Genomic DNA, 26,816 nt, shown 5'->3' with positions numbered 1-26,816 from the left:
GAGAAATTAAAATCAGACTATTCATTACTCCAATCCTCGGACTTAAGGGTAGAGGCCGCTCTCAAACTGTCAACTGTCAACTGTCAACTGTCAACTGTTCAACGACATACTTAAATCAAGCCTGAAAATATCTAAAATTGATTGTGCTTTGTGAAGCACTGAACCTGCAAGGAGCAACCAGTTGTATTGTAGAGTCAGGGGAAATCAGACAAGTTCAGCAACAGCGGCAACAAGTAACATGAAGCGGGGTGAAGTTTTTTGTAAAATTAAGCCAAAATATAACTAGAGTTCCTTCCCTGCTTCCCGACTGAAATGGATATTGCAAAACTAGATAGTTGGTATTCTCAATCTCAGCGCCGCGCCGCTGTTTCCCTGTTGATGAAACGAGTAGGCGTCACTCGCACTAGGGCTGAATGCTTTGTCAGGCTTTGGATTTACTTATCAGTGAAACAGCTTCAGGAAAGCCAGCCCCGCGTCAAACCGCCGCTGACTAAACTGGAATTACCAGCCACAGAAGTGCAGTGCACTCACCGGGAAGCAGCAGAACTATTTTACTCGGATTCCGATCGCGGGAGCGATCGCGCCGCCGGAATGATGTTAGATAAACTAGAAGCACTCGGATTGATCGAAAAACACTTTGACGGAAACGCTACAGAAATTAAAATTCAACCCATCCCAGAAATTTTAGATCCGCCGAAGCCCGAAAATTCAGTCAAACTCAAATTAGATGATTTTAACCCTCGGTGCGATGCAATTCCGGTAGCAAATTTACTAGCAAGCTATTATAACTGGATGAACCGCAGCACCAACGCAGTTCCCCAAAAGATTGCTAAAGTTATTCGGCTTTCGGCTGCTCAATATTCAAAAGGAATGCGAGTTTTGCGTCGCTGTGACAATCTCAATCCAGTCGGATTTTATTTACTTTATCCCACCGCTAGCGAATCGGATGTTAATTTTTTTAGTGCTCCCAGCAAAAGCCTGCATTTAAGTTCTGTTTCTGATATCGATCCTTTCAAGATGGCGCTACCAGGAGATCGGAATTGCCAGTCAGTGTTTGTCCGCTGTTGGGTAATCGATCCGAAATATTTAGAAGAATACCGAATTACTTTGATTGAGGATGTACAAAAAATTTTAGTAGAAATCCAAACAGATTTTCCCAATCTTTGCGACTTGTACACGTTAATTATTCACCCCAGCTATGAAAAAATGTCCTATGCTTTGGGGTTTCAAAAGACTAACAGTGATGCTCAGTTATCTCTTTATTGGATGTATTTAGCGTTGGATAGATTTTTGGCGCTGGATATCAAGGAAGCACTAAAAAATTTGTAAGTCAGAAACCCCGTTTGAGTCGGCGGTTGAAACCGCGCCTACACAAACAATGTCCGCCTCCGCGGACTCAAGAAGATCGCCTAATTTCAACCGCCTTTGCCTTCAACCCGCGGAGGCGGGTTTTGTCTGTATAGACGCGGTTTCAACCGCCGTGTCTTCGTAGTTTACAATACCTCGCAACCGCCTTTGTCTTCAACCCGCGGAGGCGGGTTTTGTCTGTATAGACGCGGTTTCAACCGCCGTGTCTTCGTAGTTTACAAAACCTCGCGACCGAGATAAGATTGGAGAACTTCCGGCACTTTTACCGTCCCATCCGGCTGCTGGTAATTCTCCAAAATAGCCGCCATTGTCCGCCCCACAGCTAAACCGGAACCGTTAAGCGCGTGCACGAATTGAGTACCTTTTTTCCCCGCTTCTTTAAACCGAATATTTGCCCGCCGCGCTTGAAAATCTGCGACATTGGAACAACTCGAAATCTCGCGGTATTTGCCCGCAGAAGGCAGCCACACCTCTAAATCGTAGGTTTTTGCCGCCGCGAAACCTAAGTCGCCGGTACAAAGCTCGATCGCCCGATAAGGCAATTTCAGCGCCTGCAAAACACCCTCAGCATCCTGCACGAGCTTTTCGTGCTCGGCTTCAGAGGTACTCGGATGCACCAGTTTTACCAATTCCACCTTATTAAATTGGTGCAACCGAATCAATCCCCGCGTATCTTTGCCGTAACTTCCCGCTTCCCGGCGAAAACAAGGAGTGAAAGAACAGTGATAAACTGGCAACTGTTCTGCTGTCAAGATTTCACCTCGGTACAAATTCACCACCGGAACTTCAGAAGTAGGAATTAACCATAAATCGTCTTGATCGCACTTAAAACTTTCTTCAGCAAATTTCGGCAATTGACCTGTAGCAGTGAGGGATTCGGTATTAACTAAAAGTGGGGGAATTACTTCTATATAACCAGCTTTGGTATGGCGATCGAGCATGAATTGAATAATCGCTCTTTCCAGGGCTGCACCTGCGCCAACTAACGTGACAAAGCGGGGACTAGCGATTTTTACTGCCCGTTCAAAGTTGATAATTCCTAATTTTTCGCCGATTTCCCAGTGGGGCAAAATCTCGGGATTTTGGGGAATGTATTCGTCTCCCCAGCGCCGGATTTCGATGTTTTCATCTTCATTTTTGCCTAACGGAGTTGACTTACCGGGCAAGTTCGGCAATGGTAACAATAGAGCTTCTATTTGAGCTTTTAAGTCTTTTTCCTGTGCTTGCAATTCGTTCGACTGCGTGCCGACTTCGTTACCTTCGGCTTGCAGAGTCTGAATTTCGGGAGATTCGAGGGGTAAACCCGATTTTCTTTTTTGCCCGATGAGTTTGGCTATTTCGTTGCTGCGGGCTTGCAGTTGCGATCGCTTACCTTCCAACTCCCGCTGCTGTTTGTCTAGTTGCAGAATTGGCTCGATTTCGTGATTGCCTCCGCGAGTGTTGAGGCCCTCTTGTACGGCTTGCGGATTTTCTCGGATTAATTTGAGGTCTAGCACGGATTTATTTTAAATAATATAGGACTTGCCGATCGCCAACCCGATTTCTGGAAAAATATCGGCTTTCGCGAGCATAAATCTACGAATCTACAGGCTTTCTGAGGATTTTTGCGTCTGTCCTATCTTAGGTTAACAGCGACAATGCGATCGGACATACAAGCTTTGGCAATCATTTAGCACCTCAAATATAATTTATTCTCATCGAAAAAACTGCGTTGGTGTCACCCATGATGGGTGACACCCCACAAAAGGATGCTATACTAACCACATTAGTAGATGCACCCTGATAATTTTCTCCCCTAACCAGCGATGTTTAGGGGCTTTTTGTTTTTTGGGCGACATGAAAGTTAGGGCCCAGATGAAAGTTAAGATAGGACGTACGGTTGAAACCGCACGCCAAACAAACGATGTCCGCCGGACGCCGACTAAAGAGAATAACGTAATTTCAATCGCTGTGTCTTTTATCTTCAACCCGCGGAGGCGGGTTTCGCTTGTATAGGCGCGGTTTCAACCGCCGTGTCTTTTATCTTCAACCCGCGGAGGCGGGTTTCGCTTGTATAGACGCGGTTTCAACCGCCGTGTCTTCTTATCTATCAAATCTAAATAAAAATGCGATCGACAAATCACCTATTCTGTTTCCTAGAAATATTTTCCAGCGAAGGCGGGATTCAATCCTACATTCAAGACATCCTGAAAGCTTATTTGTCACTAACCGCAGCCAACAACCTTCCGCCACAAGCAGAAATTTTGCTGTTGCGAGATGGGCCAGATTGTCACAATCCCTTCGAGTCCAAAAATCTCAAATTCTCTTACCTAAAAACTGATCCCGCTTGGCTTGGCCGTTTTAAGTTTGCCACCAAATTGCTAACCTGCTTGGTGCAAAAACGACCTCAACGGGTTTTCTGCGGTCACATCAAACTTGCACCGCTCATTAAAACATTATGCCAGCCGCTGGGAATTCCCTACACGATTTTAACTTACGGCAAGGAAGTTTGGGAAACACTTCCGCTAAAATATCAAATAGCAATGAGACAAGCCGATCGCATTTGGACGATTAGCAGGTACACGCGCGATCGCACTTGCGAACTCAACAACTTAAATCCCGAGAAATTCCAAATAGTGCCTTGTACTGTAGATGAAAAACTATTTACTATCGGTCCCAAACCGCTGCATTTATTAGAAAAGTACGATCTGACTGGTGCTAAAATATTGATGACTGTAGCCCGATTGCGATCGACCGATAGTTACAAAGGCGTCGATGTCACAATTCAAGCTTTGCCGGAAATTGCCAAAAGTTTTCCCAATGTGAAATACTTGGTTATTGGACGCGGGGACGATCGCCCTAGATTAGCAAAACTCGCCACCGATTTGGGAGTTGCCGAAAGAGTTATATTTGCGGGTTTTGTACCGACAGCAGATTTAGCAGCACATTATCAGTTAGCCGATGCTTATGTAATGCCCTCCCAGGAAGGCTTCGGTATAGTGTATTTGGAAGCTTTAGCTTGCGGAATACCAGTGCTCGCCGGGGACGCGGACGGATCTGCCGATCCGCTGCAAGATGGTAAACTGGGATGGCGAGTTCCTCACCGAGATCCGGCAGCAGTAGCGGTTGCTTGTGTGGAAATGCTGCGAGGAAAAGATAAAAAGTGCGATCGGCATTGGTTGAGGGAACAAACCCTCGCAGCGTTCAGTTTTCAATCCCTTTGTCAATCTCTAATTGGGATTTTTCAGATAGATCGCCCAGATTAATTTATGACGTAGAGGGCAGTTTCTCAATGTATAATAGGAAAATTAGCTCAAACACTATCTAAATTTATTAGTACAATTTGATTCCCGTACAGTAACTGTCAACTGTCAACTGTCAACTGTCAACTGATAGAGTTATGCCTACCTGAAAAGACACCAAAGGAGACCACCGTGAACCAAGGCACCCCCAAAATCTCTTTAAACCTACCCCGTATTAGCAATTGGCTGATATTGCTGGGCATCGCCTGCGTGTTGGTGTCAATTGGTTTGGGTTGGGTAGTTAAATCATTTTTGATTGTAGTAGGTTTGTTGCTGCTGACACCTGTGGTAGGATTTTTCGCGCTTCAGTGGTGGCTGAAACGCAATTTAATTGAAGACAAGTGTCCTGTTTGTCAGTACGAATTCACAGCTTTAAATCAAACTCAGTTTCAGTGTGCTAATTGTGGCGAACCTTTGAAAATAGAGGAAGGTCATTTTAGCCGTTTGACTCCGCCCGGTACGATCGATGTTACCGCCGTTGAAGTATCATCTGTTCAACAGTTAGAAGATTAATTGGGAATTGGGCATGGGGCATGGAGCATAGGGCATAGGGCATGAGTTAGTTGTTGGTTATTTTTGTTTGTTGTTACTTGTTACTTGTTATTTGTTATTTGTTACTTGTTGGTTGTAATAACCAATTCTTGATGCCCAATGCCCAATGCCCAATGCCCAATGCCCAATGCCCGATTCCCAAAATTATTTTTCCAATCGCACTGCATACCACTGCAAAAACTTTCCAGGCCCGACATCTAATTCACAATAAGTATCAATTAAATACTTAGCTTGAGCTTCCACCGAAGGAAATTTTACCACATCAGCCGGCAAATCTTCGTGTTCCTGGGATAAGACCGCTTTCAGCTTTTCTAATAGTTCCACCGCCGTCAAAAACTGCTCCGGCTGGTTTGTTTCTAATACCACAAAGGTGTCTTCGTCATACAGTGACATAGTTTTAAAGGTTGAGGTTAATTATTTCTAAAGTTTCCAGCAGTTAAGCTAGCCAAAGTATAAACTCTTAATTACAATTTCTGGGGCCCGGGCTCGAACGTGTTAAAATAGAACAACATCAGAATTCCTACCGGATTACCGTTATTAACTTAGTTCTTAACCGGGTTGTCAACAGATCCGCCACAGCATTTCTGAGGAAATTTGTCAAGTGCAAATTTGTCAACTGTCCAATTGTCAAGAAATATTCGATCGACCTTTATCTAATTATAACTGGCACTATACATTCCCATGATCACATCCACCACTTCAACCCCTACGGCGCGCAAGCCCTCGAAATCAGAAGGTTTGAAAGAACGCAGCAACTATTTACGAGAACCCGTTGCGACTGAACTGTTACAAGAAACAACCCACTTCACCGAAGACGGGATTCAGATTCTCAAATTTCACGGCTCGTACCAACAAGACAACCGCGACAATCGAGTTAAAGGACAAGAAAAAGACTATCAGTTCATGCTCCGTACCCGCAATCCCGGCGGGTTAGTTCCACCCCAGCTCTTCTTGGCGTTAGACAAGCTATCAGAAGAATACGGCAACCACACGCTGCGCGTCACAACCCGCCAAGGTTTCCAAATTCACGGCGTGCTGAAAAAAAATCTTAAAGCAGTGTTTTCCTCAATTATTAAAAATATGGGGTCAACCTTGGGAGCTTGCGGCGACTTGAACCGCAACGTCATGGCACCGCCAGCACCTTACAAAAATCGCCCAGAATACCAGTATGCTTTGCAATACGCCAACAATGTCGCCGATTTGCTGACACCGCAAACCGGTGCTTATTACGAAATTTGGCTCAATGGCGAAAAGGCTATTTCCGCTGAGGAAGACCCCGCAGTTAAGGCCGCCAGACAGCAAAACGCGAACGGCACAATCTTTAGCGACGACAAGGAAGAGCCGATTTACGGCGAGCATTATATGCCGCGCAAGTTCAAGTGTTCTGTTACTGTACCGGGAGACAATTCAATAGACTTGTACTCTCAGGATTTGAGCTTGGTGGTAATTACCAATGAAGCTGGCGAGTTGCAAGGTTTTGACGTGTTTGCCGGCGGCGGTTTGGGCCGCACTCACAATAAAGAAGAAACTTTTGCTCGCGTTGCGGACGAGATTTGCTATGTTGCCAAGGATGATGTTTACAACTTGGTCAAGGCAATTGTAGCAACCCAAAGAGATTTTGGCGATCGCACAGACAGACGACACGCCCGACTCAAGTACCTGATTAACGACAAAGGCGTCAAGTGGTTCCAAGAAAAAGTAGCCGAATATTTTGGCAAACCGCTAGAAGCGTTTAAACCTCTGCCTGAGTGGAAGTATTTGGATTTCTTGGGCTGGCACGAACAAGGCGACGGCAAACTGTTTGTCGGCATTTCCGTAGAAAACGGTCGGATTAAGGATGAAGGCTCGTTTCAGCTAAAAACGGCTTTGCGGGAAATCGTGCAGAAGTACAATTTGCCTCTGCTGGTGACACCGCACCAAAACGTGACGATTTACGATATTTCGCCGGATATCAAATCAGAAATTCAGGGAATACTCGATCGCCGCGGCATTCAAGCGGAAACTGCGATCGACCCCTTAGTACGTTATTCTATGGCTTGTCCGGCATTTCCCACGTGCGGGCTAGCGATTACCGAGTCCGAGCGCGCGATTCCCGGCATTTTAGAGCGGATTCGGGCGATTTTGACCAAAGTTGGCTTACCAGACGAGCATTTTGTAGTGCGGATGACTGGCTGCCCCAATGGATGCGCTCGCCCTTATATGGCAGAATTGGGATTTGTTGGGAGTTTCCCGGAATCTTACCAGATTTGGCTGGGCGGTTCTCCCTCACAAACCCGGCTGGCAAAACCCATTGAGGAAAAGCTGCACGTCAATGATTTTGAAGCTTTTTTCGAGCCAATTTTTGTTTATTTCAAGCAAAAACGGCAACAAAGCGAGAGTTTTGGCGATTTTTGCGATCGCGTTGGGTTAGAATCTATCCGTCAATTTGTAACCAATCACCAATCTGCTGACTCGATGACAACTGAGATTAATGATTTAGATGTTACGTCTAGTAACGGCGATGAAAACGAGACTGCCACTGCTGGCGGTGGTAAAGTCCGCCGTCGAATCAGCGTCCGCGATGAAATCTACAACGAGCTCAAGGAAGAAGCAGCCCGTCAGGGCAAGCCTATCACGCAGCTAGCTACAGAGGCAATTTCCACTTATTTGAAGAAGATTAAGGAGGAAGGATAAGCCGATTTTCGATTGTCAATTTTCGATCGCATCAGATAAAGTTCAGACCAAAGTAACATAAGGGCAGAGCATTTGCAGAAAAAACCTTGAATTTGTCAAATAATTCCGGTTGTAAATGCTTTGCCTTTATTGTTTCTGAACAGTTTTTTTTTAGATAAAAACGGCGATTGAAATCGCTTCTATACAAACAATGTCGGCCTCCGCCGACTAAGAAATAAGTCGGGTAAATAGTCTATAGCCCTTCTCAGATAGGTGAGGTATGTTGTTGGGCTTCAGCCCTCTTATGGTGATTATATAGTAAGCGAGATCGCATCAAAAACTCCAATTACAGTAATACCTCATCTTTCTGAGAAGTCCTATATCTCTTCTCTTCCTCTCTTCCTCTGTGTTCTCTGCGGCCTCTGCGGTTAAATAAAAAAATCTAATACAAAGCGAGCAATCCAAAATCTCATGGCTCAATTACAAAGATTAGCAGTTACCGCAGCCCAAATTAGTGCTAACAAAATCGACTTAACAAAAGAACAACAGCATTATTTAAATCGCGTGTTGCGGTTGCAAGCGGGCGATCGATTTATAGCAATGGACGGCCGAGGACATTGGTGGTCAGCAATTCTAAAAGCCCAGGAAACCGGGTTATTTGCCTCGATAAAAGAGGAGATTGCCGTTAACAGGGAGCTTCCGGTCGCAGTAACTTTGATCGCCGCTTTGCCCAAAGGAAACGCCTTTGACGAGGTTGTTCGGCAGGCGACGGAGTTGGGCGTGGCAAGTATTGTGCCCGTAACGAGCGATCGCACTTTGCTCAAACCAAGCGCTCAAAAGGTCGATCGCTGGAGAAGAATTGCTGCGGAGGCGGCGGAACAGTCGGAACGTCAAATTGTGCCGACGGTTTATGAGCCTCTTTCCTTTGATTTGGCGGTAAAAGATTGCTGTCAAAAACATCGATTTATTTGTGTGGCTCGCGGGGATAATCGACATTTGTGGGATTGTTTGATTGGTTTAGAACCCCCCCAGCCCCCCTTGCTAAGGGGGGAGCAAGATGGGGAAGATCCCCCCCAGCCCCCCTTAATAAGGGGGGAGCAAGATTATCGGGGAGAATTATCGATCGCGATTGCTATTGGCCCGGAGGGCGGCTGGACTGATGGAGAAGTGGAAAGGGCGATCGAGTTTGGTTTTGAACCTGTTTCTTTGGGTAGGAGAATCTTGAGGGCGGTAACAGCACCAATGGTGGCTTTATCCTTGGTAGGAGCCGCTTTTGAAAAGTACCCATCCCAAAAAATATCTCCCTGAAGTGCTAGATATGGTAAACGAAGCTAAAATGTCAATGAGTCATTAGGCATAAAACTAAAATGTTAAAATCAGTAAAGGGTATATATCGAGACGGCAAAGTTGTGTTATTAGAAACTCCGGGCGACTTAACTGAAGGGAAAGTTATCGTTACTTTTCTGGCAGAATCAGGATTAGTAGAGCTGCAATCTCTCGGTATCGATCGGCAACAAGCAGGAGATTTACGGGTAAGGTTGAGCAGGTTTGCAGAGGATTGGGAACGACCTGAAATGGATGCTTACGATGCTTTATAGGCGAGGTGATGTAGTGCTGGCTTTGTTTCCCAACGCTGATTTGCGGACTGCGAAACGCCGTCCAGTTTTGATAGTTCAAGCGGACAATCTGGGCACTGGTTTAGGACAAACTATTACAGCGATGATTACTAGCAATTTAGCCCGCGCAGGACACCCAAGCCGGGTTTTTGTTTCCCTAGCAACACCGGAGGGCCAGCAAACACGATTGTTAGCTGATTCCGTAATCATGACAGACAATCTGGTGACGCTTCTAGAAGTTGAAATCGATCGCAAAATTGGTACTTGGTCAAATATGGCGAGAGTAGATGCAGCTATCAAATATACTTTGGCAATCCCATCGACAGGGCGAACAGCCAAATATCAAAAAAAGTTTTAAATTTATTATATCAAATCTGTCTTGTGTTAAGAGAATTCGTAAAATAGGTGTTTAAGGGCAATGAAAAGAAATTTAAGGAAAAGCCGATCGCTCTTTTGGTCAATCGCGCTTTTGACAATGTTAGCTACAACATCAGTTTTCGCACAATCTGAGCACTCTGCGATCGCTCAACAGATTAATTGCGATCGCCCCCAAGGAGATGCACAAGTCAGATCTTGTATTAGGTTAAGGTACGAAGCCTCGGATAAACGGCTGAACGAGGTTTACAAGCAACTGGCTGCTAAATTGAGCAAGGAAGAGAAAGCCCTACTTGCGGAAGCTCAGTTAGGCTGGATCAAAGTGCGAGATAATAGCTGCGAATTTGAAGTGTATAGAAATCGCGGTGGTAGCGGGTTTCAAGGCTTTCTGAATGAGTGTTTGGAACGAGCTACTAAACAGCGCACAGCCGAATTAGAGAAATATTTACAGAGATAAACAATGATGAAAATGCGATCGCCCTTAAGCTTCACAATCAACTTACTAATTTTTAGTGTAGCTTCCCTCCCAATCTTAGCACAATCCACACCGACCATTCAAAGCATCCCCAATGGCGACTACTTTTACGGACAAACAAGCAAAACAAATCAGCCCGGTAAAGAGTACATATTCTTAAGGAAATCCAAGAAGACTGTCACAGGATTTGGCTACCAAAGAAATACAAGTTATCGTTACTGTTTTCGAGGTAATGTCAATAAAAACACTATGATCCATCCCACCGTGATTGAGTTCACGGACGGCCCCGCAGGACATAAACTTTATCAGATTAAATCTATAGATTTAAATAGTTTTCAGAGACTCAATGGTTCAGACACTCAGGTAAATGGCAGACAAAGGCTGACAGAATGTATCAAGTTATTCGAGAAAAATAAGAAAATTTAGAATCCAACAAAACCTCGATCGTAACAAAGATTAATTTTCCGACATCTGCGTTAACTTGCGTGCATCTACGGTTCAAAGAAAATCAAAAAACGGGAGTATAATTCATGAAAATGCGATCGCCCACAATCACCGCCATTATCTCAGCAGTCTTAGCCACCGCCAGCATCCCAGCAGTTTTCGCCCAGCGACAGCCATCAACCACCGAAATCAACATCGATAAAAATTGTCGCCCCAACCAACAACTACCGCAACTTGAAAGATACACTATCTTCTTCAGAAACGAATTCACAACTAACGGTCAAAAATATTGGTTCTACAGCGCCCGCTATCAAGATGGAGGCGTGGTTCTGTGTATATCAAAACCCAATTTTGACCAACCAAAACATTTAAATCAACCCAAAATACAAGCCAATTTTATTGATAAAATAGTCCGAGATACCAAAAACCAAACTGCCTTTATCGTCACAGTCAGAGAAGGAAATGGTCTTGACACACCCATGACAAATTATGGCCTAGATTTCAAAAATGTCGATCGACCAAAACTCACCTCCCTTTCCCTCCTACAGCAACGCGGAACCCTCAAAGACGGCGACCCCAGCCTTCCCAACGGCAGCTTCTACCGCGAACACAGCTTCCAAGGAAATGCAAATCAATCCATCACCATCGACCTCAAAAGCAGATCCTTCGAGCACTTCATCACCCTCATCGCACCCAGTGACAATAAAATTGTAGATATCAAAGCAGTTCGCGTCAACAAGAGAGAATCCCAAATAACCGTAAAATTGCCCAGTAACGGCACTTACAAAATAGTTGTTCAAGGACTCGATCGCACCAGCAAAGGTTCATACACCCTCAGCATTAATTCCAATCAACTTTAACAAACACCAGCCCAAATATTATATAGCACTTCTCAGGACACATCCGCGTTCATCCGCGGTTATAAAATCTAAATCTTATCCTTGCAAACAGCCGAAAATTACCCACAAACATCAAAGCAAAACTTGTTAATCACTGGCAAAACCAACCAAACATCAGCCAAGATAGAAACACACCCATTCCCCCAACCGCCATGACAGACATCCACCAAATAGCCACCGCCCTCGAAAGCCAAGACTACAAACAAGCCGCCCAACTCATCAAACAACTGCAAACAGAATCCCCCGAAAATCCCTGGGTACAATACTACATCGGTCGTTACTACGAACTCACCAACAACCCCGACAAAGCCCAAACCACCTACAAACAAATACTCCGCGACATCACCAACCCCAAAATCGTTTCCCAGGCCCGCCAAGGCATTCAACGCATTGAAACGGCACAACAAAACCTCCGCCAACAAGCCATCGAAACTGCCAAAAACGACCCCAGCAGCCTAGAACCCGGACTCCTCATCCTCGAACCAGTGAGTCCCGAAGACAAACCCGCAGCCGTACAAAATATCAGCAGAATCTTCAAAATCGACGCGTACACAACCCGGATGCAAATCCAAAGCCGCGGCTGGAGACTCTACAAAACCGGCCCCATTGCCGAACTCAGAATTTACGGCCAAGAACTTCTCAACGCCGGAATTCCCGTATTTTGGGCAACCCTAGCCGACATTAAAAACATCCAAATTTTCCGAGTCCAACACTTCCAGTCTCTCTCTTCTCCAGCGGTTGTTTGTAAAGATAACCTAAATCGGCTCGGTGCTATAGAATTTAACTGGTCAGAAGTCAGCCAAAGAGTAGAAGGCTTATTACCAATGTTCATGGAAATCATGGACTACTCGCCCAACCGCAGAAACGAGCAATTTCGCCACAAAGAAATCACCCAAGATTACGCTCAAATCTGCGACTTGCACATTCCCAGCCGCAACTGCATTCTGCGAATTTGTGACCAAAGTTACGAATTTAAACAAGGCGTTGACTTCACTCAAAGTTCAGCAACTAGCGTAGCTTCACCGCAGTCAAAAAACAAAAAATCTAGTGTCAAAAAATCCCCACAAATACCTCAAAGTACCACCAGAATTAACTGGAATCATTTGCTAGAAATATTTGACCAACAGCTTGACGTTACAGTTTGGTCGGAATTTACTCCCTTTGCGGAGACAGTTCTCGATTACACGCATATGTTAAGCAAAATCGAATCTCATGTAGAGGTAGAGCGCAAATCCGAAACTCCTTGGGACTCGGCGTTCCAGCTATACAGCGGATTAGCCTTTCTCAGACACCCAGGAAATAGGGAATAAAAAAAGAGTTAAAAATTAAAAATGAGGAATCCCATTTTTAATTTTTCAACCCCAGCATTTGGAATTATCCAATCCCCAATTCCCTATTGCGAATTCTCCATTTCCTACTTGGTTTTCACCTGACGAGCCATTTCCCGGAAATTATTCATGCTTGGGCCTGGGGTGCGACGATTTGCAGTTGGTGTCGGCATTAAATTATTAGGAGCAAAAGTCAGAACAGGTTCAGCTTGACTCGACACTTTGCCGTTAGTTGCAGCAGCAGGTACCTTCGGCACTTCCGAAGTCTTAGCAGCAGCGCTAGCGACTGGTTCTTTTTCTTTCTTAGACTTTTTCTCTACCTTAGCTTTATTCGCCGGTTCAGACTTCTCAGACTTGACAGCCTCAACTTTTGCCGGTGCGGCTGCAACAGGCTCAGCCTTCGCAGGTGCAACCTTCGCAGGTTCTTTATCCGAAGATTCGCCCAAATCTAGGAAATATTCAGACTTTTTCAAGCCCAACAGTCCAGCGAAAAAGCCGAAAATACCGCCGAAGAAATTTTTGATAAAACCAAACATTAGACTTACTCCTTTTGTTTTTTTAGAGAAATTTGTACAAGTTTGTCAACAAAGTTAGATTACGAGCTAAGGCAACCTTTGTCTATATTTCTTAATCAAAATTTACATTTTTTGATTAAAAATGCAGAGCTTCTAGTAATTTTTACTCAGTAATGCCAGTTTTAACTTTGCACTTATTTACGATTATCTCAGAATTTATGACTGATTTGCTATTGGCCAGCGATACCTCAAGCCGATTCGCCATCTGTCCTACTCGGGGTCAAACTCCCTAGGGGAGTAATTTATGCTGTAATCGGCAAGCAATTTTCTTTTCAAATGAACAGTTCGCTCGATCGCAATCCCGTCATTCTCATCCACGGCATCTGGGACACAAAGACTATTTTTGACAAAATGTCCGCCCGCCTCACCCAACTTGGATGGTGTGTCCACAGCCTCAACCTCACCCCCAACGACGGCAGCCTCGGCCTCGACTCCCTAGCCAAGCAACTGGCAGACTACATTTCTGAGACGTTCGATCCAGAACAGGCGATCGACATAGTAGGCTACAGCATGGGAGGCATCGTCAGCCGCTACTACGTCCAGCGACTCGGAGGCATTAACCGAGTCCAGCGTTTCATAACCATATCTTCCCCCCACAAAGGAACCCTCACCGCCTATTCCCTGCGCCTACCAGGATACCTGGATATGCGCCCCGATAGTGGCTTGTTGCGCGATTTGAACCAAGATGCGACTATGCTCAAACGCATAAATTTTACATCAATGTGGACGCCATTTGATGTGATGATTTTACCGTCGCACAGCTCCCAAATGCCAGTAGGTAAAGAAGTTAAACTCAACGTTTTGCTGCACCGCCAAATGGTGACAGATTCTCAAAGTATTAACGCATTAGTTCGAGAACTAGAGGCTCCTATTGTACCCTCTAAATTTACCCAAACAATCTCTAGTAACAATCTCTGATTCCTAGTACATAATCTCCAACTTGAGCGTATTCGCTGCGACCGAAAATTGCTTCTGGATCGCAGTAATATTTAAATTCCAACAAATTTCCAAACGGATCTTCTAGAAAAAAGGTGCGGTGTTCTGTGGGCAAACCTGGAAACCGCCGTCTTGATTCTTGATAAAAATTCAACTGTTTTTGCTGCGCCATTTCTAACAGCGCTTCCCAGTCAGACTCCGAGGTAAAAACTAAGCCGAAGTGTCTGGGATAGATGCCGCGCTGGGGTGTTAGAGGTTCGTGGGTGACGTGGGCGACAATCTGATGGCCGCAGAGATTTAAAATGAGAGAACTGGGTGACTCCCGACCCAATTCGCAGCCGAGCCCGCTGACATAGAATGCTTTGGTTCGATCGATATCGGTTACGGGGAAGGCAAGATGAAATAAGACTTGACTGTTCATAACAATAAGAGACGCTACTAGAGGCTATGCAAAACTCAGAATTCTTTTTTAATTATTTGTCTTGGTCTAATCCTTGGCTGGTGGCGATCGCCCTGAATACATTTTTACTCGCGATCGCCACCCTTGCTCCCAAAAAATTGCTTACTCCGGCTGGACAACTCCACGGTTGGCTGCTGGGTGTTATCATCTGGGGCAGTTTGGGATGGCAAGGCTATGCTGTGGTCATGTTCTACTTTCTGGTCGGATCTGGAGTTACCCGCATTGGCAAAGCCCAAAAAGAAGCTGAAGGTATTGCCGAAAAGCGATCGGGCGCCCGAGGCCCGGAAAATGTCTGGGGTTCGGCTTTAACCGCTGCTATTTGTGCTGTGGCAGTTTTGGCATTATGTATTTTCCGAGACACAGGTTTAGGAGACACAGGCGGTATTTTAGGAGACACAGGCGGTATTTTAGGAGACACAGGCAAGATGCCTGTGCCACAAGATGCTATTTGGCCTGTGTCACAAGATGTGATTTCCTTGTTGTTGCTGGGCTATGCGGCGAGTTTCTGCACCAAACTTTCCGATACCTGCGCTAGCGAAATCGGCAAAGCTTACGGGAAGCATACGTTTTTGATTACTACCTTGCAGCCTGTACCTAGGGGTACGGAAGGGGCGGTAAGTTTGGAAGGAACGATCGCAGGTATTGTCGGATCGATCCTGATTGCTCTTGTGAGTTGGGCTGTGGGTGTAATTGACTTGACAGGAATTGTCTTTTGTGTTGTTGCAGCTTTTATTGCTACGAACATCGAGAGCGTGATTGGTGCGACGGTGCAATCAAAGTTTGAGTGGCTCACGAACGAGGTAGTGAATTTTTTCAATACACTCATCGGAGCGATCGCAGCGATCGTCCTAGCCTCCGCTTGGAGAACTTTTTTAGCCTAGTCCAGCTTGCACGAAATCTCACCCAAGAAACCGGGTTTTGCACGATTATTCAAGGCATTAACGCAATATTTTCGTATAAAACCCGGTTTCTGCGCCCAGAAATATGAGTTATTAATCGTTAGTCATTAGTTTCAAGGAATCAACCAATGACAACTGACAACTGACAACTGACAACTGACAACTGACAACTGACAACTGACAACTGACTAATCGTCGTCTTTTGGCCCAAAAACCATTTGTACAATCATCGTTGGTTCGCCCCGCTTGTGATAGCGATCGGCCCAATTACGAATAATTTCATCTAATTCCTCAACAGCCTGTTCTAGGCGTTCCGGCGGAACATCCAAAGTTTCCATAACTCGCATGACTTTCGGTTGTTTTTCCGCCCAATCCTTCATCAGTCGGAAATATCTAGCCGTATCCTCCACCATCGTAAACGTGCGCTCTTCCTGTTCTGCGGGAGAGTAAGTAGCGCGGGTGAGGGCATAAAAAGGCATTCCCCAAGGAGAGTCAATTCGAGTCACGGTTCCGGAATAGATCAAGCGGCGCTTGATGTGTTCTGCTAGAGCTTCGCTTAAAGGCATTCGCCTTTCTGCTGACATTTCTTCTTGCGATCGTCTATGTAGAAACTCGATCAACTCCATAAACTGAAAAGAATTGATCAATTGAGCATCAGGTGGATTGGGAGGAATCTTGCCTTCGAGATATTTTTTCTCATCCGCCGTCAAGCTGTTTCCCGGAATCCGAGGGCGTCCCGGAACCCAAGGATACTGTTCCAGCCAGACATAAGGAAACTGAATCAAATATCTAGGTTCTTGGGAACCCAACATTTTCAGCAATTTTCCCTTAGTCAGAGCTTCCCGGACTTCCTCGACGATGACTTTCACCCGTTTAGGCTCAATGTGATGCAAGTGTCCGGTCATCCGCAGGTTGTTTTCCTGCTCCATATAGGTCATATAAATGGCACACTTAGCTGCCGTTGCCGCCGCGTCTAAAAACGCTCCGTGCCTGTGTCCGCTGGTTCTCATGGCGCTAAACGCCAGATATAGCATGATCTGATCCATTGCACTGGGACTCAGGCTTTTGACCAGATCTAAAGAGTCATTTTTCATAAAAACACTAGGTAAGTGGGAAACTCAGAGTATGAAAGACCTGAGAGGAAAACGACCAGGCGATTTCAATCGCCTTGAATCTTTCCATTACCGCCTTGGGGTTGTTCGATCAGGTGTACTTTTGTAATGTACTTTCGATGGGACAATTACCACCTCAAACCTTACAACCCTGTACGCATAATGTTTGCTCCTGATGGAGCCTAAGAAAGCGGGGTAATGTTCGCTTGTCGGTCAATGTTATAAGAGCTTGTGAGGCTTGCAGCACTGACGAGAGTGACTTTAAGACTGTTTAACTACAAGCGACAGAGCGGAAAACTAGCGTCGCATTCAAGGAGTGTCCTGACTCAAATAACGTAGACCTCGAAAGTCTGAGGCCCGTCAGTACAGCTTGCTCGATTACTCTTACAAGCTCAGTGGCGTTGATTCCCTGAGTTACTGACAATCTCCGAAATAGTAAAACTTGGAGGCATCTTTTCATCCTCCATAAAAGAAATATTGCGAGACCGCCGAATCAAGCATAGCCGACAGTCGCCGGAAAGCTTGGCAGCTACCCTAAGATTCAGGCCGGTTAATTTTCCTGAGGTCACTCGGGCCTTAGCTTAAAGGCGATCGACACCGAATAAGTGGTTCTTATTGGCGAATTTAAGTCGAGAGCTGCACCCTCTGCACTCAGGGTGTAGCTATATATTAAGTTAGTTATCGCACGTCAATTATAGTGCAGCGGTTAAAAATTAAACCCCACCTGTGGGGGGAAAACGTAAAGAACTATTGCGATCGGAAGAATTTGAGGCGACTCAGAGAGGGGGAGAATGGGAAAAAGAGAAAGAGCATTTTCAATACAAAACCGCCACCTACGAGAATATATCTCTACGTAGATGGCAGCTCCAGTTTATATTGTGACATTTGTTACAAAAAAAATCTTCTAGGGAGTATCAATAAAAAGTGCAGTGGCCTGACGAACCTGACAAACTATAAATCCCAGAAAATGCGATCGATCGACACGGGCGACCTCGAAACCAGCCTCGAAACCAGAAACAAGTCAGTTGCGGAACTAGCTTTCTGGCAATGCGATCAAAATTATTATAGTGCCTGAGTGTCAGTGTTGACCTGCATCAAATCATACCGTCCGGTGCCTCTGCGGGGAGCGCGATCTCCTCTTTGTTGAGTTTGCGCTGATAACATATATTGAGCGGTAGAAGTTTTTAGCTGTGGGACTGGGGATTCTATGCTTAGAGCGGCGGTAGCACTCAAGCTAAGGCCCAACAGGCTGAGTAAAGCAATTGCAGTGTAGGTGTGCATGGGTAGTATCCGTGTCAGTGTCTAGTTACAGATACGGACTTTTCCCTTGCTAATCAGGATTGATTTCCTTGAATTTGCCAGACTACCCAAAAAAACATGATGGGAGAATTATTTGATTTTAGTCCTGGACGCACGGGCGAGCAGAAACCGGGTTTCGACTCCGCTTAACCAGCAGTTTTTTACGAAAATCTTGCGTTGTACTCCACAGATGAGGTAAAAAAACCGATTTCTTTGGTCTTAATACGTAAGTCCTCAATTTTTTAAATTGTCTCACCCAAAATAAATTTTAGTTACCTGAATTGACAGGTAAAAAGTCTGGGAGCATCTCAGTTTTGATGTTTTGATTTTATAGTGCGAGCGTCCCCGCTCGCGATCTATAATCGCGAGCGGGGACGCTCGCACTGTAAAGAAATTGCTTTTTTGCATTCATTGAGATGCTCCCAAAAGTCTCTCCAGCCTGGAACATACAAAACCGCCAAATATTGAAAGAGTAAATCCCTCAATAGATGGCGGTTGCAGCTCGATCTGCTATTATTTTTAACACGCAAAAATATCCTAATGACTGTCAACAAGAAGTGCAGTTGCCAAACGAACGTGACCAACTAGAATCCCAGAAAATCAGATCGACACGGGCGGCAGAAACCCACTCATTTGCAGAACTTTCTTTCGTCCTATGCCATTAAGCTAGTATGTAATGTGTGTAAAGATCGTGCTGAGCAAACTCTCTGCGTCCGCTGCCTCTTTCTGGAGAACGATCGCCTTTTTGTGATTGAGTGGACGCCAAGAACATATAATCAGCAGTGGCAATTACGAGCAGTTCCACTAGGCGTTCAAAATATCGAGCGGCGCTGGCACTCAAGGTAATGCCCAACAGGCTCAGTAAAGCAATTGCAGTGTAGGTGTGCATGGGTAGTTTCCGTGTCAGTGTCTATAACCTGATACAGACTTCCCCCCATCCATCAGGATAAATTTCTGGCAATTTTCGGAACTTTGCAAAAAACCTCACCTCTTCGATGTTACTGCACCCGCTAGGAGCCAAGCACCAGCAAAATTCAGCCTGCCCCATACCGTCAGAGGCTTTTCGGTTTCGCAACTCTGTAGAAATCTGTCGGTTTCCCAGTCCAAAGTCACGAGTTGCCAAGTTCGATCGGCTAAGGATGGGGGACTTGTCAGCGTCAGTGTCCAGTCTTGTGCGCCCAGACGGCGGAAAATGCCCGAAAATTGACTCTCGGTATTTGCTGTTTTACTACGCGGATTTACGTAGAAACCGGGTTCAACTTTCAAAGTTATGGGTTCTAATACAGAAATTTCGTTGAGAAACCCGGTTTCTCGATCGCTTTTGACTGACACAGGACATTCGCCGCTGGCGGGATATGCTTGAGGTCGATCGAGATAATAGCGCTGCCAATGTAGCCAGTCCGATCGCTCCCGTGTCAAATTAAATAAAGGAACAACTGCCGCCCTCGCCTCGGAATCTTGCAGCAAAGCTTCTTGCAAAACTCTGACAGCTAAGTCGCGCGGCTGACATCCAACTTCCGCACACAAAGCCGCCGCCATCCCCGCCGCCTGTCCGATATTCATCACCAAAGGCTGCAAGCGAGTTGCACCGTTGGCGATGTGAGACACGGAAATATTTTTTTCGCAGACTAGCAATCCGTCTGTACTCGCAGGAATTAGCGCACTGTAGGGAATTGTAAACGGAGTGCCAGTCCAGCGGCCGCCCCAGCGGATGGATTTGGGCTGTAAGGGAATGTCGCCACTGGTGTAGTGGTGGTCGTTGGCATAGTTGCCGATCGCAATTGTCTCGCAAATTCCCTCAGAATCGATCGGCAATTTCGCGACTCTACCCCCGACAACCGGCAAAATATCTTGTTCTTTGACTGTACTTATCCCTCGCAAACGGCGGCTTTCTCGGTAGTAGGGGTGCAAGGCGAAGGAAGACAGTAGGGAAGAATTTGATTGATTTTCGATATTGGAAATGGGGAAAATATTTTGTGCTAAACCGTAGCGGGGGCCGAGTTGGGTTTGAATGAAGCGGGCGAAACTTTGGCTGTGCCAAAGACTTTCTTGGAGAAATTGTTGTCGAGATGCTTGAGATTCAATTAGTCGATCGACCTTTTCACCATAATCATTACCACAAATCGGCCAATTAATCATCAACAATCCCCCAGGAAGTCGGCCGTAATTGAGAAATTGTTCGGGAGTGTAATCTTTCCAAGCATCGAAAAATCGATCGGGATTGTCAACAGGTGGCGCGGGAATTTCTGGCGCCACCGCGCCTTCGCCAAAATCCTGCATGATGGCCACCCAAGTTGGAGCTTGCACCGAATAGCGTTCTGTGAGATCGTTAGAGGCGATCGGCGCGCTAGGTTCTCCCCACTCAGCTTGGAATTCCCAACCCCAGCAGTGTCCAACATCCGCTAAAGCCAGCAAATCTCCCAATTCCGTTGCATCCAAAGTGATTTTGGCAGAAACCGTAAAATCTGCAAATCTCACCCCAGAAATTCTGTTGTCTTCAAAAATCACATCTTGAGCTGTTTGTCCAGAAATCCACTGCAAGTTCGGCAAACACTTAACCCAATCAGCAAAAATTTCAGCACCGATGCGGGGATCGTAAGTAAAAAAACTGACCCAGCCCCAATCCAAACCTCCCGGTTGTCGCTGCTGGAGTTCCCGGAGAAACGCGCCCCACAAACCAGTCTGAAATGCTGCTAATTCGTTGCCGTCGGGAGCACAAACGCCGGCCGAAGTCAGCATTCCTCCCAGCCAGGGGAATTCGCTGACTAAAATAGTTTTGGCACCTCGGCGGGCTGCTTGGACTGCTGCTGAAGTGCCGCCGGTGCCGCCACCAACTACTAAAACATCTGCTTTTAAGACGGGAAACATAGGCAATAGGATTGGAGATTGGAGATTTGGGATTGTTCAAGGCTTATGTAGGCGAGCCGTGCCGTGAATATACGGATATATGTTAAACACTTGTGATAATTACCAGCAATTCGTGCCGTGAATATACGGATATATTTTAAACACTTGTGATAATATCAAATGTTGAGTACCGTTAATCTACGGATATATGCTCGATATTTATAATAATTTTAAGTGTTCAATGCCGTAAATATACTGTTAGATCTTCGAGGTTTGCGATCGATCGCGACTTTGATTTGAATTTGTTAAGTCTTTATAAAGAATATATCGTAAATTATGTGACTGTCGCGCATTTGTGTGGTGAGATGACCGCAGAACTCGCAAATTTTGAGTTCTCATTTTTCGCAGGTAAATCTTATCAAGATGACACCGCAAACCACGATAAGATAGAAAAGGGAGAATAGATATAGAAAATTTTACATTCTATAATTTCCCAGTTACTTATTAATGGTTGAAAATGGAAAAAGGTTTTATTTTGTGGTTTACCGGACTCAGCGGTTCTGGCAAGACAACTATCAGCAAAGCTCTCGAACCAGAATTGAAGACCCGAGGCTGCAAAGTTGAAATATTGGATGGAGATGTCGTTCGCACCAACTTGTCAAAAGGCTTGGGATTTAGCAAAGAAGACCGAGATACTAATATTCGGCGGATTGGATTTGTCGCAAACCTACTCAGCCGCAATGGAGTTGTGGCAATCACGGCAGCTATTAGCCCCTACAGAGCTATTCGCGACGAAATTAGAGCAATGGAGCCAAATTTTGTTGAGGTGTATGTCAAAGCGGCATTAGAAGTGTGCGAAGTTCGAGATGTCAAAGGGCTGTACGCTAAGGTCAGAGCAGGAGAGATTAAGGGTTTTACGGGCATTGACGATGCTTATGAAGCACCCCTCAATCCCGAGATTGTTTGTTGCACAGACGAGGAAAGTTTGGAAGATAGTGTCAAAAAAGTTCTGAGCAAGTTGGAACAGTTGGGTTACATTTAATGTTGGCGGGGTAGGAAGAGGATAGGGGCAAAAAGCGATGGTGGTGAACAGTTCTTCGCGCGGCGCGCAACTTGAGAAAAAACCTCACCCTGCGGTTGTCTTGGCAAAAAGGAAAAGGGGAGATTTTCTCCCTTATCTTTGCAGGAAAGGGTCTGAGGGAGAGGTTTTCAGCACAATCTGCAAACAGGTTTATGGCGTAAGTAATGCAGTCAAAAATTTAATTTTCCAAAGTTTAACTGTGTCAGTGCTGGCGGCGACTGTGGGTTCATCTGTCGCGGTGGCCCAGTTTTTGCCTCCTCCTCCTCCTTCTCCTCCTTCTCCTCCTCCTTCCCCTTCTTATCCTCCTCCTTCCCCTTCTTATCCTCTTCCTCCTCCTCCTGCTTCGGGTTCGGGTTCTCCGATTCGCGTACCGGTACCGGCAGCGCCGGGATTTCCGTCAGTTCCGGCCAGTGCACCTTCGAGTGTACGATCGGAAGTTTACACTTTGGGCGCGGGCGATCGCATTCAAATGGACATTTTCAACGTCCCAGAATACAGCGGCCCCAACGGTCAACACCAAGTACAGGCTGACGGTTCCCTGAGTTTGCCCTTAATTGGCAGCCTGGGAGTGGCCGGAATGACCTTAGAACAAGCTTCTAATGCTGTCAAGGAGCGATACGGCAAATATCTCAAACGTCCTTGGATTACGCTGAAACTGCTGGCTGCGCGTCCTTTACAAATTGCGATCGCAGGCGAAATCAACCGCCCCGGAGCCTATACAATATCTTCAGCAGCAGGCCCTGGAGGCACCTCAGAGCAAATAGGCACTCAAATGCCCACAATATCGCGGGCGCTGCGACTAGCTGGCGGAATTACCCAGTCAGCAGACGTGCGCCAAATCAAAATCCGCCGCCCCCAGCGCAACGCAGCAGAACAAATTATCAGTGTGGATTTGTGGGAATTATTGCAAAACGGCGATTTGCGCGCCGATATGACTTTGCGCGACGGCGACACAATATTTATTCCGACTGTAACTAGCCTCAACCGCCAAGAAGCACCGACTTTAGCAGTAGCTAACATTACCGGGCAAAGCACTCAACCAATTAATATTGCTGTAGTGGGCGAAGTAACTCGACCCGGTACTTATACTCTGGCAAAAGAGCTTCAAAGTAGGTTACAAGAGAATGAATCGGGTGCAGATTCTGGTTTGTTTGCTGCTAAGGAAACTCCCGGTGGAGGGGAAAATGTTTTGCAGCAAACTGTAACTAGGGCTATTAAAATGGCGGGCGGCATTACGCCGGTAGCTGATATCAGACAAATACAAGTTCGCCGCCTGACGCGGGCGGGCACCGAACAAATTATTAATGTGAATTTGTGGCAACTTTTGGAAGCAGGAGATGTATCCCAAGATTTAACACTGCAACAGGGAGATACGGTAATCGTGCCCAAAGCCGAAAATCTCAATGCACTCGAAGGCGCACAAGTGGCTACTTCTAATTTTTCACCGGATTCGATTAAGGTTAGTCTGGTGGGAGAAATCGTCAAACCGGGGTCTTTTGCATTGCAGCCCAACACTACTTTAAATCAAGCGCTGGTAGCAGCGGGAGGTTTTAATAAATCGCGGGCAGAAATGGATTCGGTGGATTTAATTCGCCTCAATCCTAACGGCACTGTTTCGCGGCTAAGTGTTAAGGTGAATTTTTCTGCAACCGCCAATGAGGAAAGTAATCCCAAACTGCAAAATAATGATGTAATTATGGTAAGGCGATCGGGTCGCGCTGCGTTCTCGGATAATGTAGGTGGCACTCTCGCTCCTTTCAGTCCACTGTTGGGAATTTTCCGGTTGTTCAATATTTTTCGATGATTTCAATAGACTAGCCCTAAGACCAATTTTTTATGAGGCTGCATAGAATTCCGATCCCCCCTAACCCCCCTTGATAAGGGGGGGACAAGATTCTTCTCAAAGTCCCCCTTAATAAGGGGGATTTAGGGGGATCGGAATATGTGCAACTTCACATTAAATTGGTATAAGACCTCATCAACCCGGTTTCTACAAAAAAAATTAGTTGGTAGCGATATCTCTAGTCAGAAACCGGGTTAATGAAACTGCGCCAGCATTACAAACGTTTAAACTAATAAGTTGTAGCAATCAAATGAAACCAGGTAAAAAATCTTCAATAGCACTGTTTAATCACAATAAAAAAATCCTTGGACAGCAAAAGTTATCTTCCGTACTTTATGATGAAGAGCAGTTTTTCGGCAGGGAAAATACAGAAGAACCGTTAAGTTTTTGGGAAGTTTGCCGCAGTCGTTCGTTCTTAGTTATCGGCGTAGCAGCGGCGGTGACAACCGGAGTTTTTGCCTGGACTCTAACTCAAAAAAGCGAGTATGAAGGACGCTTTCAATTATTAGTAGAAACCCCTGTTACGCAAAACACTTTAGCAAAAGTCTACTCCGGGGAGCTGAAACTACAACCAGCGAGTCCCGCGACGCCAGAAAATCCAGGTTTTGACTACGAATCGCAAATTCAAGTTTTGCAAAGCCCGCAAGTAATGTCGCCAATTATCAAACAGTTGCGAGCGAAGTATCCAGAAATAAATTACAACTATCTTTTGAACGAAAAAGCAGATAATCTGCCATATTCTCAGGGAACTAGGCTGTCAATCAATCGCTTCAAAAATACCAAGATTATTGAAGTTAGATATCGGGATTTCGATCCGAAAAAAATTCAGTTTGTTTTGGAAAAAGTTGCCCTAGGCTACCGCAACTACAGCGTGCAAGATACCAAAACTCAAATTAGCCAGAGTTTGGATTTTGTGAAATCCAAAATTCCCAACCAGCAAAAGCGCCAACAAGCTCTGCAAACAGAAATTCAAAAGTTGCGGCAGCAGTACAATTTCATTGATCCGCAAATTCAAACCCAACAACTCGCGCAGCAAATCAGCCAACTTCAAACGCAAAGATTGGACGCGCAAACGCAGCTTAACCAGCAAAGATTGCTCTATATTAACCTGCAAAATCAGCTCGGATTAAACCAGCAACAAGCGCTGATGGCTTCGGCGCTGAGTCAAGCTCCCCGCTATCAAGGAATGCTAACTCAATTGCAGCAATTGGAAGGACAAATTGCGATTAATTCGGCGACATATACAGACCAAACTCCGCAAATGCAGTTGTTGCGAGAACAGCGCAAAAATCTGATTCCTTTGCTGAAGAAAGAAGCCCAACAGGTTCTGGGAACTGATTTGGCTAAGGTGAATTCGCAAGTGCTGGCTTTTCAAGATCCGGTGCGGATTAAGTTAATCGAACAGTTTATCGGTACTGCTAATTTAATTCAGATTTTGGGCGTGCGGAATCAAGTTTTGGAACAGGCTGCTAAGCAGTTGAATCAATATTCTCAAGGATTCCCGGTAATTTTTCGGCGCTATTCGGATTTGCAACGGGAGGCGGAGTTGACTAACAATACGCTGAATGGTTTGCTGGCAAAACAGCAAGCTTTGCAGCTTGAAGCTGTGGGTAAAAAAGAGGTGGCTTGGGAAGTTATTGCTAAGCCGGAAATTCCGCGCTACAAAAATGGCGAGTTGATGGCTGTTGCTCCGATTATGCCTTTGAATTTGGCTTTGGGGGGATTGGCTGGTTTGTTGTTTGGGATGCTGGCGGCGCAGTTGGCGGAACGGTTTAATAATAAAACTGTGTTCAATTCTCCTGAGGATGTCAAACATTCGATTCGGTTGCCTTTGTTGGGGGTAATTCCTGCTAGCGATAAAATTTTGAGACTGCCACCTGCTGAGGGAACTACGATTGATGTGGGAAGTTCGCCGGTGCCGACGGATGCTTTTCAAGAGGCTTTTCGATCGCTCAATGCTAATATTCGGTTGTTAAATGTTAATAGTCCGATCGCATCTTGTGTAATTACTTCTTGTCAAGTAGCTGACGGTAAGTCTACGGTGGCGGTAAATCTGGCACGGGCGGCGGCGGCAATGGGCCAGCAAGTGCTGTTGGTGGATGCGGATTTGCGGAGGCCGCAGGTGCACGAAATGCTGGGTTTGCCGAATTGGCAAGGCTTGCACAATGTAATTGCCGAGGATGTGGATGTCGAAGAGGTGATTTTGCGATCGCCCCGCGATGAAAACCTATTTGTGTTAACATCCGGGCCAGTGCCTCCCGATCCCACAAAGGTGCTGTCTTCCCGAAAAATGCAGCATTTAATGGCAGCTTTGGCAAGTCATTTTGACTTAGTTATTTACGATACTCCGCCGCTGTTGGGTTTGGCAGATGCGAATTTGTTGGCGGCTCATACTAACGGATTGATGCTAGTGGTGGGGCTGCATCAAACTGAGCGGGAGGCGCTGTTGTTGGCTTTTGAAGATTTGAAAATGGCGGGGATTCCGCTGTTGGGAATGGTGGCCAATAACGATAAAGGCAGCAGGTATTACTATCAGTCTTACGTGCAGAATTACATCGAGGAAAAGTCTGTTTAGGAGCGTGTAGTTACTCGTTATCAGGCTCTGCCTGGTAACGGAGATGCGGAGGCTCTGCCTCCATTGTCGATTCTCCCAGCCGAGGTAGAGCCTCTGAATATGGGTTAAGAGGCTCGGGTGCATCTGGCGCAAGGCAAATATATCCGTAGGGGCGAAGCATGACCGTAGTCAACATAAGATGATAACTAATAACTTATAT

General features: G+C 45.7%; 24 protein-coding genes. 16 read left to right on the top strand and 8 right to left on the bottom strand.

The window, feature by feature from the left end:
- Positions 1 to 312: 312 nt before the first annotated feature.
- Positions 313 to 1,329 (top strand): hypothetical protein, encoded by a 1,017-nt coding sequence (locus JGK36_RS19580; protein WP_293197411.1) that lies wholly within the window; start codon positions 313 to 315, stop codon positions 1,327 to 1,329.
- Positions 1,330 to 1,583: 254 nt separating this feature from the next.
- Here the strand turns inward: JGK36_RS19580 and serS are convergent, their stop codons facing one another.
- Positions 1,584 to 2,864, bottom strand: a complete 1,281-nt coding sequence (gene serS, locus JGK36_RS19575; RefSeq protein ID WP_293181893.1) for a serine--tRNA ligase — start codon at positions 2,862 to 2,864, stop codon at positions 1,584 to 1,586.
- A 609-nt stretch (positions 2,865 to 3,473) separates the two neighbouring features.
- Here serS and JGK36_RS19570 point away from each other — a divergent pair.
- Positions 3,474 to 4,613 carry a glycosyltransferase family 4 protein gene (locus JGK36_RS19570; protein WP_293197409.1) on the top strand — a complete coding sequence of 380 codons (1,140 nt, stop codon included), beginning with the start codon at positions 3,474 to 3,476 and terminating at the stop codon, positions 4,611 to 4,613.
- A 168-nt stretch (positions 4,614 to 4,781) separates the two neighbouring features.
- On the top strand, positions 4,782 to 5,162 hold the full coding sequence (locus JGK36_RS19565) for a hypothetical protein (RefSeq protein ID WP_293153860.1): 381 nt from the start codon (positions 4,782 to 4,784) through the stop codon (positions 5,160 to 5,162).
- A 183-nt stretch (positions 5,163 to 5,345) separates the two neighbouring features.
- On the opposite strand, the gene JGK36_RS19560 is transcribed toward JGK36_RS19565, so the two are convergent.
- A complete protein-coding gene (locus JGK36_RS19560; RefSeq protein WP_293181897.1) occupies positions 5,346 to 5,594 on the bottom strand; it encodes a chlororespiratory reduction protein 7 in 249 nt (82 codons plus the stop codon).
- A gap of 288 nt (positions 5,595 to 5,882) precedes the next feature.
- Between JGK36_RS19560 and sir the strand changes: the two genes are divergently transcribed.
- From sir to JGK36_RS19520, 8 genes are all read left to right on the top strand, one after another.
- On the top strand, positions 5,883 to 7,874 hold the full coding sequence (gene sir / locus JGK36_RS19555) for a sulfite reductase, ferredoxin dependent (RefSeq protein WP_293197407.1): 1,992 nt from the start codon (positions 5,883 to 5,885) through the stop codon (positions 7,872 to 7,874).
- 450 nt (positions 7,875 to 8,324) lie between these two features.
- A complete protein-coding gene (locus JGK36_RS19550; RefSeq protein WP_293181901.1) occupies positions 8,325 to 9,161 on the top strand; it encodes a 16S rRNA (uracil(1498)-N(3))-methyltransferase in 837 nt (278 codons plus the stop codon).
- 59 nt (positions 9,162 to 9,220) lie between these two features.
- A complete protein-coding gene (locus JGK36_RS19545; protein WP_293181902.1) occupies positions 9,221 to 9,451 on the top strand; it encodes a hypothetical protein in 231 nt (76 codons plus the stop codon).
- Positions 9,441 to 9,827: a type II toxin-antitoxin system PemK/MazF family toxin gene (locus JGK36_RS19540; RefSeq protein ID WP_293181904.1), complete on the top strand. Its 387-nt coding sequence runs from the start codon at positions 9,441 to 9,443 to the stop codon at positions 9,825 to 9,827. Before JGK36_RS19545 ends, JGK36_RS19540 begins: the two co-directional genes overlap by 11 nt.
- A 117-nt stretch (positions 9,828 to 9,944) precedes the next feature.
- Positions 9,945 to 10,301 carry a lysozyme inhibitor LprI family protein gene (locus tag JGK36_RS19535; protein ID WP_293181906.1) on the top strand — a complete coding sequence of 119 codons (357 nt, stop codon included), beginning with the start codon at positions 9,945 to 9,947 and terminating at the stop codon, positions 10,299 to 10,301.
- Between the two features lie 3 nt (positions 10,302 to 10,304).
- The gene (locus tag JGK36_RS19530; protein ID WP_293181908.1) at positions 10,305 to 10,745 is read left to right on the top strand and encodes a hypothetical protein; all 441 of its coding nucleotides are present in this window, start codon (positions 10,305 to 10,307) and stop codon (positions 10,743 to 10,745) included.
- 104 nt (positions 10,746 to 10,849) lie between these two features.
- The gene (locus JGK36_RS19525; protein WP_293191689.1) at positions 10,850 to 11,623 is read left to right on the top strand and encodes a PPC domain-containing protein; all 774 of its coding nucleotides are present in this window, start codon (positions 10,850 to 10,852) and stop codon (positions 11,621 to 11,623) included.
- A gap of 191 nt (positions 11,624 to 11,814) precedes the next feature.
- On the top strand, positions 11,815 to 12,972 hold the full coding sequence (locus tag JGK36_RS19520) for a tol-pal system YbgF family protein (protein ID WP_293197405.1): 1,158 nt from the start codon (positions 11,815 to 11,817) through the stop codon (positions 12,970 to 12,972).
- A gap of 104 nt (positions 12,973 to 13,076) precedes the next feature.
- Here the strand turns inward: JGK36_RS19520 and JGK36_RS19515 are convergent, their stop codons facing one another.
- Complete coding sequence (locus JGK36_RS19515; RefSeq protein WP_293181914.1) at positions 13,077 to 13,526, bottom strand: hypothetical protein; 450 nt, start codon at positions 13,524 to 13,526, stop codon at positions 13,077 to 13,079.
- Between the two features lie 315 nt (positions 13,527 to 13,841).
- Between JGK36_RS19515 and JGK36_RS19510 the strand changes: the two genes are divergently transcribed.
- Positions 13,842 to 14,483, top strand: coding sequence for an alpha/beta fold hydrolase (locus JGK36_RS19510; protein ID WP_293181916.1), 642 nt, complete (start codon positions 13,842 to 13,844; stop codon positions 14,481 to 14,483).
- Here the strand turns inward: JGK36_RS19510 and JGK36_RS19505 are convergent.
- Positions 14,467 to 14,922, bottom strand: a complete 456-nt coding sequence (locus JGK36_RS19505) for a VOC family protein (protein ID WP_293181918.1) — start codon at positions 14,920 to 14,922, stop codon at positions 14,467 to 14,469. The two genes, JGK36_RS19510 and JGK36_RS19505, sit on opposite strands and share 17 nt — an antisense overlap.
- A 26-nt stretch (positions 14,923 to 14,948) precedes the next feature.
- Between JGK36_RS19505 and JGK36_RS19500 the strand changes: the two genes are divergently transcribed.
- Positions 14,949 to 15,842: a TIGR00297 family protein gene (locus JGK36_RS19500; RefSeq protein ID WP_293181920.1), complete on the top strand. Its 894-nt coding sequence runs from the start codon at positions 14,949 to 14,951 to the stop codon at positions 15,840 to 15,842.
- A gap of 206 nt (positions 15,843 to 16,048) precedes the next feature.
- Here JGK36_RS19500 and hetR read toward each other — a convergent pair whose 3' ends face one another.
- The 4 genes from hetR to JGK36_RS19480 all read right to left on the bottom strand — a co-directional run bounded on the left by hetR (position 16,049) and on the right by JGK36_RS19480 (position 21,139).
- Positions 16,049 to 16,954 carry a heterocyst differentiation master regulator HetR gene (gene hetR / locus JGK36_RS19495; protein WP_293181922.1) on the bottom strand — a complete coding sequence of 302 codons (906 nt, stop codon included), beginning with the start codon at positions 16,952 to 16,954 and terminating at the stop codon, positions 16,049 to 16,051.
- Positions 16,955 to 18,034: 1,080 nt separating this feature from the next.
- Positions 18,035 to 18,253 (bottom strand): hypothetical protein, encoded by a 219-nt coding sequence (locus tag JGK36_RS19490; protein ID WP_293181924.1) that lies wholly within the window; start codon positions 18,251 to 18,253, stop codon positions 18,035 to 18,037.
- A gap of 679 nt (positions 18,254 to 18,932) precedes the next feature.
- Positions 18,933 to 19,160 carry a hypothetical protein gene (locus tag JGK36_RS19485; protein WP_293181926.1) on the bottom strand — a complete coding sequence of 76 codons (228 nt, stop codon included), beginning with the start codon at positions 19,158 to 19,160 and terminating at the stop codon, positions 18,933 to 18,935.
- A 95-nt stretch (positions 19,161 to 19,255) separates the two neighbouring features.
- Positions 19,256 to 21,139 carry an FAD-dependent oxidoreductase gene (locus JGK36_RS19480; RefSeq protein ID WP_293197403.1) on the bottom strand — a complete coding sequence of 628 codons (1,884 nt, stop codon included), beginning with the start codon at positions 21,137 to 21,139 and terminating at the stop codon, positions 19,256 to 19,258.
- 496 nt (positions 21,140 to 21,635) lie between these two features.
- Between JGK36_RS19480 and cysC the strand changes: the two genes are divergently transcribed.
- From cysC to JGK36_RS19465, 3 genes are all read left to right on the top strand, one after another.
- Positions 21,636 to 22,160, top strand: coding sequence for an adenylyl-sulfate kinase (cysC, locus tag JGK36_RS19475; protein ID WP_293181930.1), 525 nt, complete (start codon positions 21,636 to 21,638; stop codon positions 22,158 to 22,160).
- A 37-nt stretch (positions 22,161 to 22,197) separates the two neighbouring features.
- On the top strand, positions 22,198 to 24,003 hold the full coding sequence (locus JGK36_RS19470) for a polysaccharide biosynthesis/export family protein (protein ID WP_293197401.1): 1,806 nt from the start codon (positions 22,198 to 22,200) through the stop codon (positions 24,001 to 24,003).
- Between the two features lie 289 nt (positions 24,004 to 24,292).
- Positions 24,293 to 26,617 (top strand): tyrosine-protein kinase domain-containing protein, encoded by a 2,325-nt coding sequence (locus JGK36_RS19465; protein WP_293181934.1) that lies wholly within the window; start codon positions 24,293 to 24,295, stop codon positions 26,615 to 26,617.
- Positions 26,618 to 26,816: the final 199 nt, after the last annotated feature.

This window comes from Microcoleus sp. PH2017_35_SFW_U_B (assembly GCF_020737865.1).
Lineage (GTDB): Bacteria > Cyanobacteriota > Cyanobacteriia > Cyanobacteriales > Microcoleaceae > Microcoleus.
This window is presented reverse-complemented; position numbering and strand designations above follow the sequence as displayed.

What these genes read in the sequence shown, in the direction of transcription:
- JGK36_RS19580 (WP_293197411.1), top strand. Translation starts at nt 313, where the DNA reads ATGGATATTGCAAAACTAGATAGTTGGTATTCTCAATCTCAGCGCCGC.
- JGK36_RS19570 (WP_293197409.1), top strand. Translation starts at nt 3,474, where the DNA reads ATGCGATCGACAAATCACCTATTCTGTTTCCTAGAAATATTTTCCAGC.
- JGK36_RS19560 (WP_293181897.1), bottom strand. Translation starts at nt 5,594, where the DNA reads ATGTCACTGTATGACGAAGACACCTTTGTGGTATTAGAAACAAACCAG.
- sir (WP_293197407.1), top strand. Translation starts at nt 5,883, where the DNA reads ATGATCACATCCACCACTTCAACCCCTACGGCGCGCAAGCCCTCGAAA.
- JGK36_RS19550 (WP_293181901.1), top strand. Translation starts at nt 8,325, where the DNA reads ATGGCTCAATTACAAAGATTAGCAGTTACCGCAGCCCAAATTAGTGCT.
- JGK36_RS19545 (WP_293181902.1), top strand. Translation starts at nt 9,221, where the DNA reads ATGTTAAAATCAGTAAAGGGTATATATCGAGACGGCAAAGTTGTGTTA.
- JGK36_RS19540 (WP_293181904.1), top strand. Translation starts at nt 9,441, where the DNA reads ATGCTTTATAGGCGAGGTGATGTAGTGCTGGCTTTGTTTCCCAACGCT.
- JGK36_RS19535 (WP_293181906.1), top strand. Translation starts at nt 9,945, where the DNA reads ATGTTAGCTACAACATCAGTTTTCGCACAATCTGAGCACTCTGCGATC.
- JGK36_RS19530 (WP_293181908.1), top strand. Translation starts at nt 10,305, where the DNA reads ATGATGAAAATGCGATCGCCCTTAAGCTTCACAATCAACTTACTAATT.
- JGK36_RS19525 (WP_293191689.1), top strand. Translation starts at nt 10,850, where the DNA reads ATGAAAATGCGATCGCCCACAATCACCGCCATTATCTCAGCAGTCTTA.
- JGK36_RS19520 (WP_293197405.1), top strand. Translation starts at nt 11,815, where the DNA reads ATGACAGACATCCACCAAATAGCCACCGCCCTCGAAAGCCAAGACTAC.
- JGK36_RS19515 (WP_293181914.1), bottom strand. Translation starts at nt 13,526, where the DNA reads ATGTTTGGTTTTATCAAAAATTTCTTCGGCGGTATTTTCGGCTTTTTC.
- JGK36_RS19510 (WP_293181916.1), top strand. Translation starts at nt 13,842, where the DNA reads ATGAACAGTTCGCTCGATCGCAATCCCGTCATTCTCATCCACGGCATC.
- JGK36_RS19505 (WP_293181918.1), bottom strand. Translation starts at nt 14,922, where the DNA reads ATGAACAGTCAAGTCTTATTTCATCTTGCCTTCCCCGTAACCGATATC.
- JGK36_RS19500 (WP_293181920.1), top strand. Translation starts at nt 14,949, where the DNA reads ATGCAAAACTCAGAATTCTTTTTTAATTATTTGTCTTGGTCTAATCCT.
- hetR (WP_293181922.1), bottom strand. Translation starts at nt 16,954, where the DNA reads ATGAAAAATGACTCTTTAGATCTGGTCAAAAGCCTGAGTCCCAGTGCA.
- JGK36_RS19490 (WP_293181924.1), bottom strand. Translation starts at nt 18,253, where the DNA reads ATGCACACCTACACTGCAATTGCTTTACTCAGCCTGTTGGGCCTTAGC.
- JGK36_RS19485 (WP_293181926.1), bottom strand. Translation starts at nt 19,160, where the DNA reads ATGCACACCTACACTGCAATTGCTTTACTGAGCCTGTTGGGCATTACC.
- JGK36_RS19480 (WP_293197403.1), bottom strand. Translation starts at nt 21,139, where the DNA reads ATGTTTCCCGTCTTAAAAGCAGATGTTTTAGTAGTTGGTGGCGGCACC.
- cysC (WP_293181930.1), top strand. Translation starts at nt 21,636, where the DNA reads ATGGAAAAAGGTTTTATTTTGTGGTTTACCGGACTCAGCGGTTCTGGC.
- JGK36_RS19470 (WP_293197401.1), top strand. Translation starts at nt 22,198, where the DNA reads ATGGTGGTGAACAGTTCTTCGCGCGGCGCGCAACTTGAGAAAAAACCT.
- JGK36_RS19465 (WP_293181934.1), top strand. Translation starts at nt 24,293, where the DNA reads ATGAAACCAGGTAAAAAATCTTCAATAGCACTGTTTAATCACAATAAA.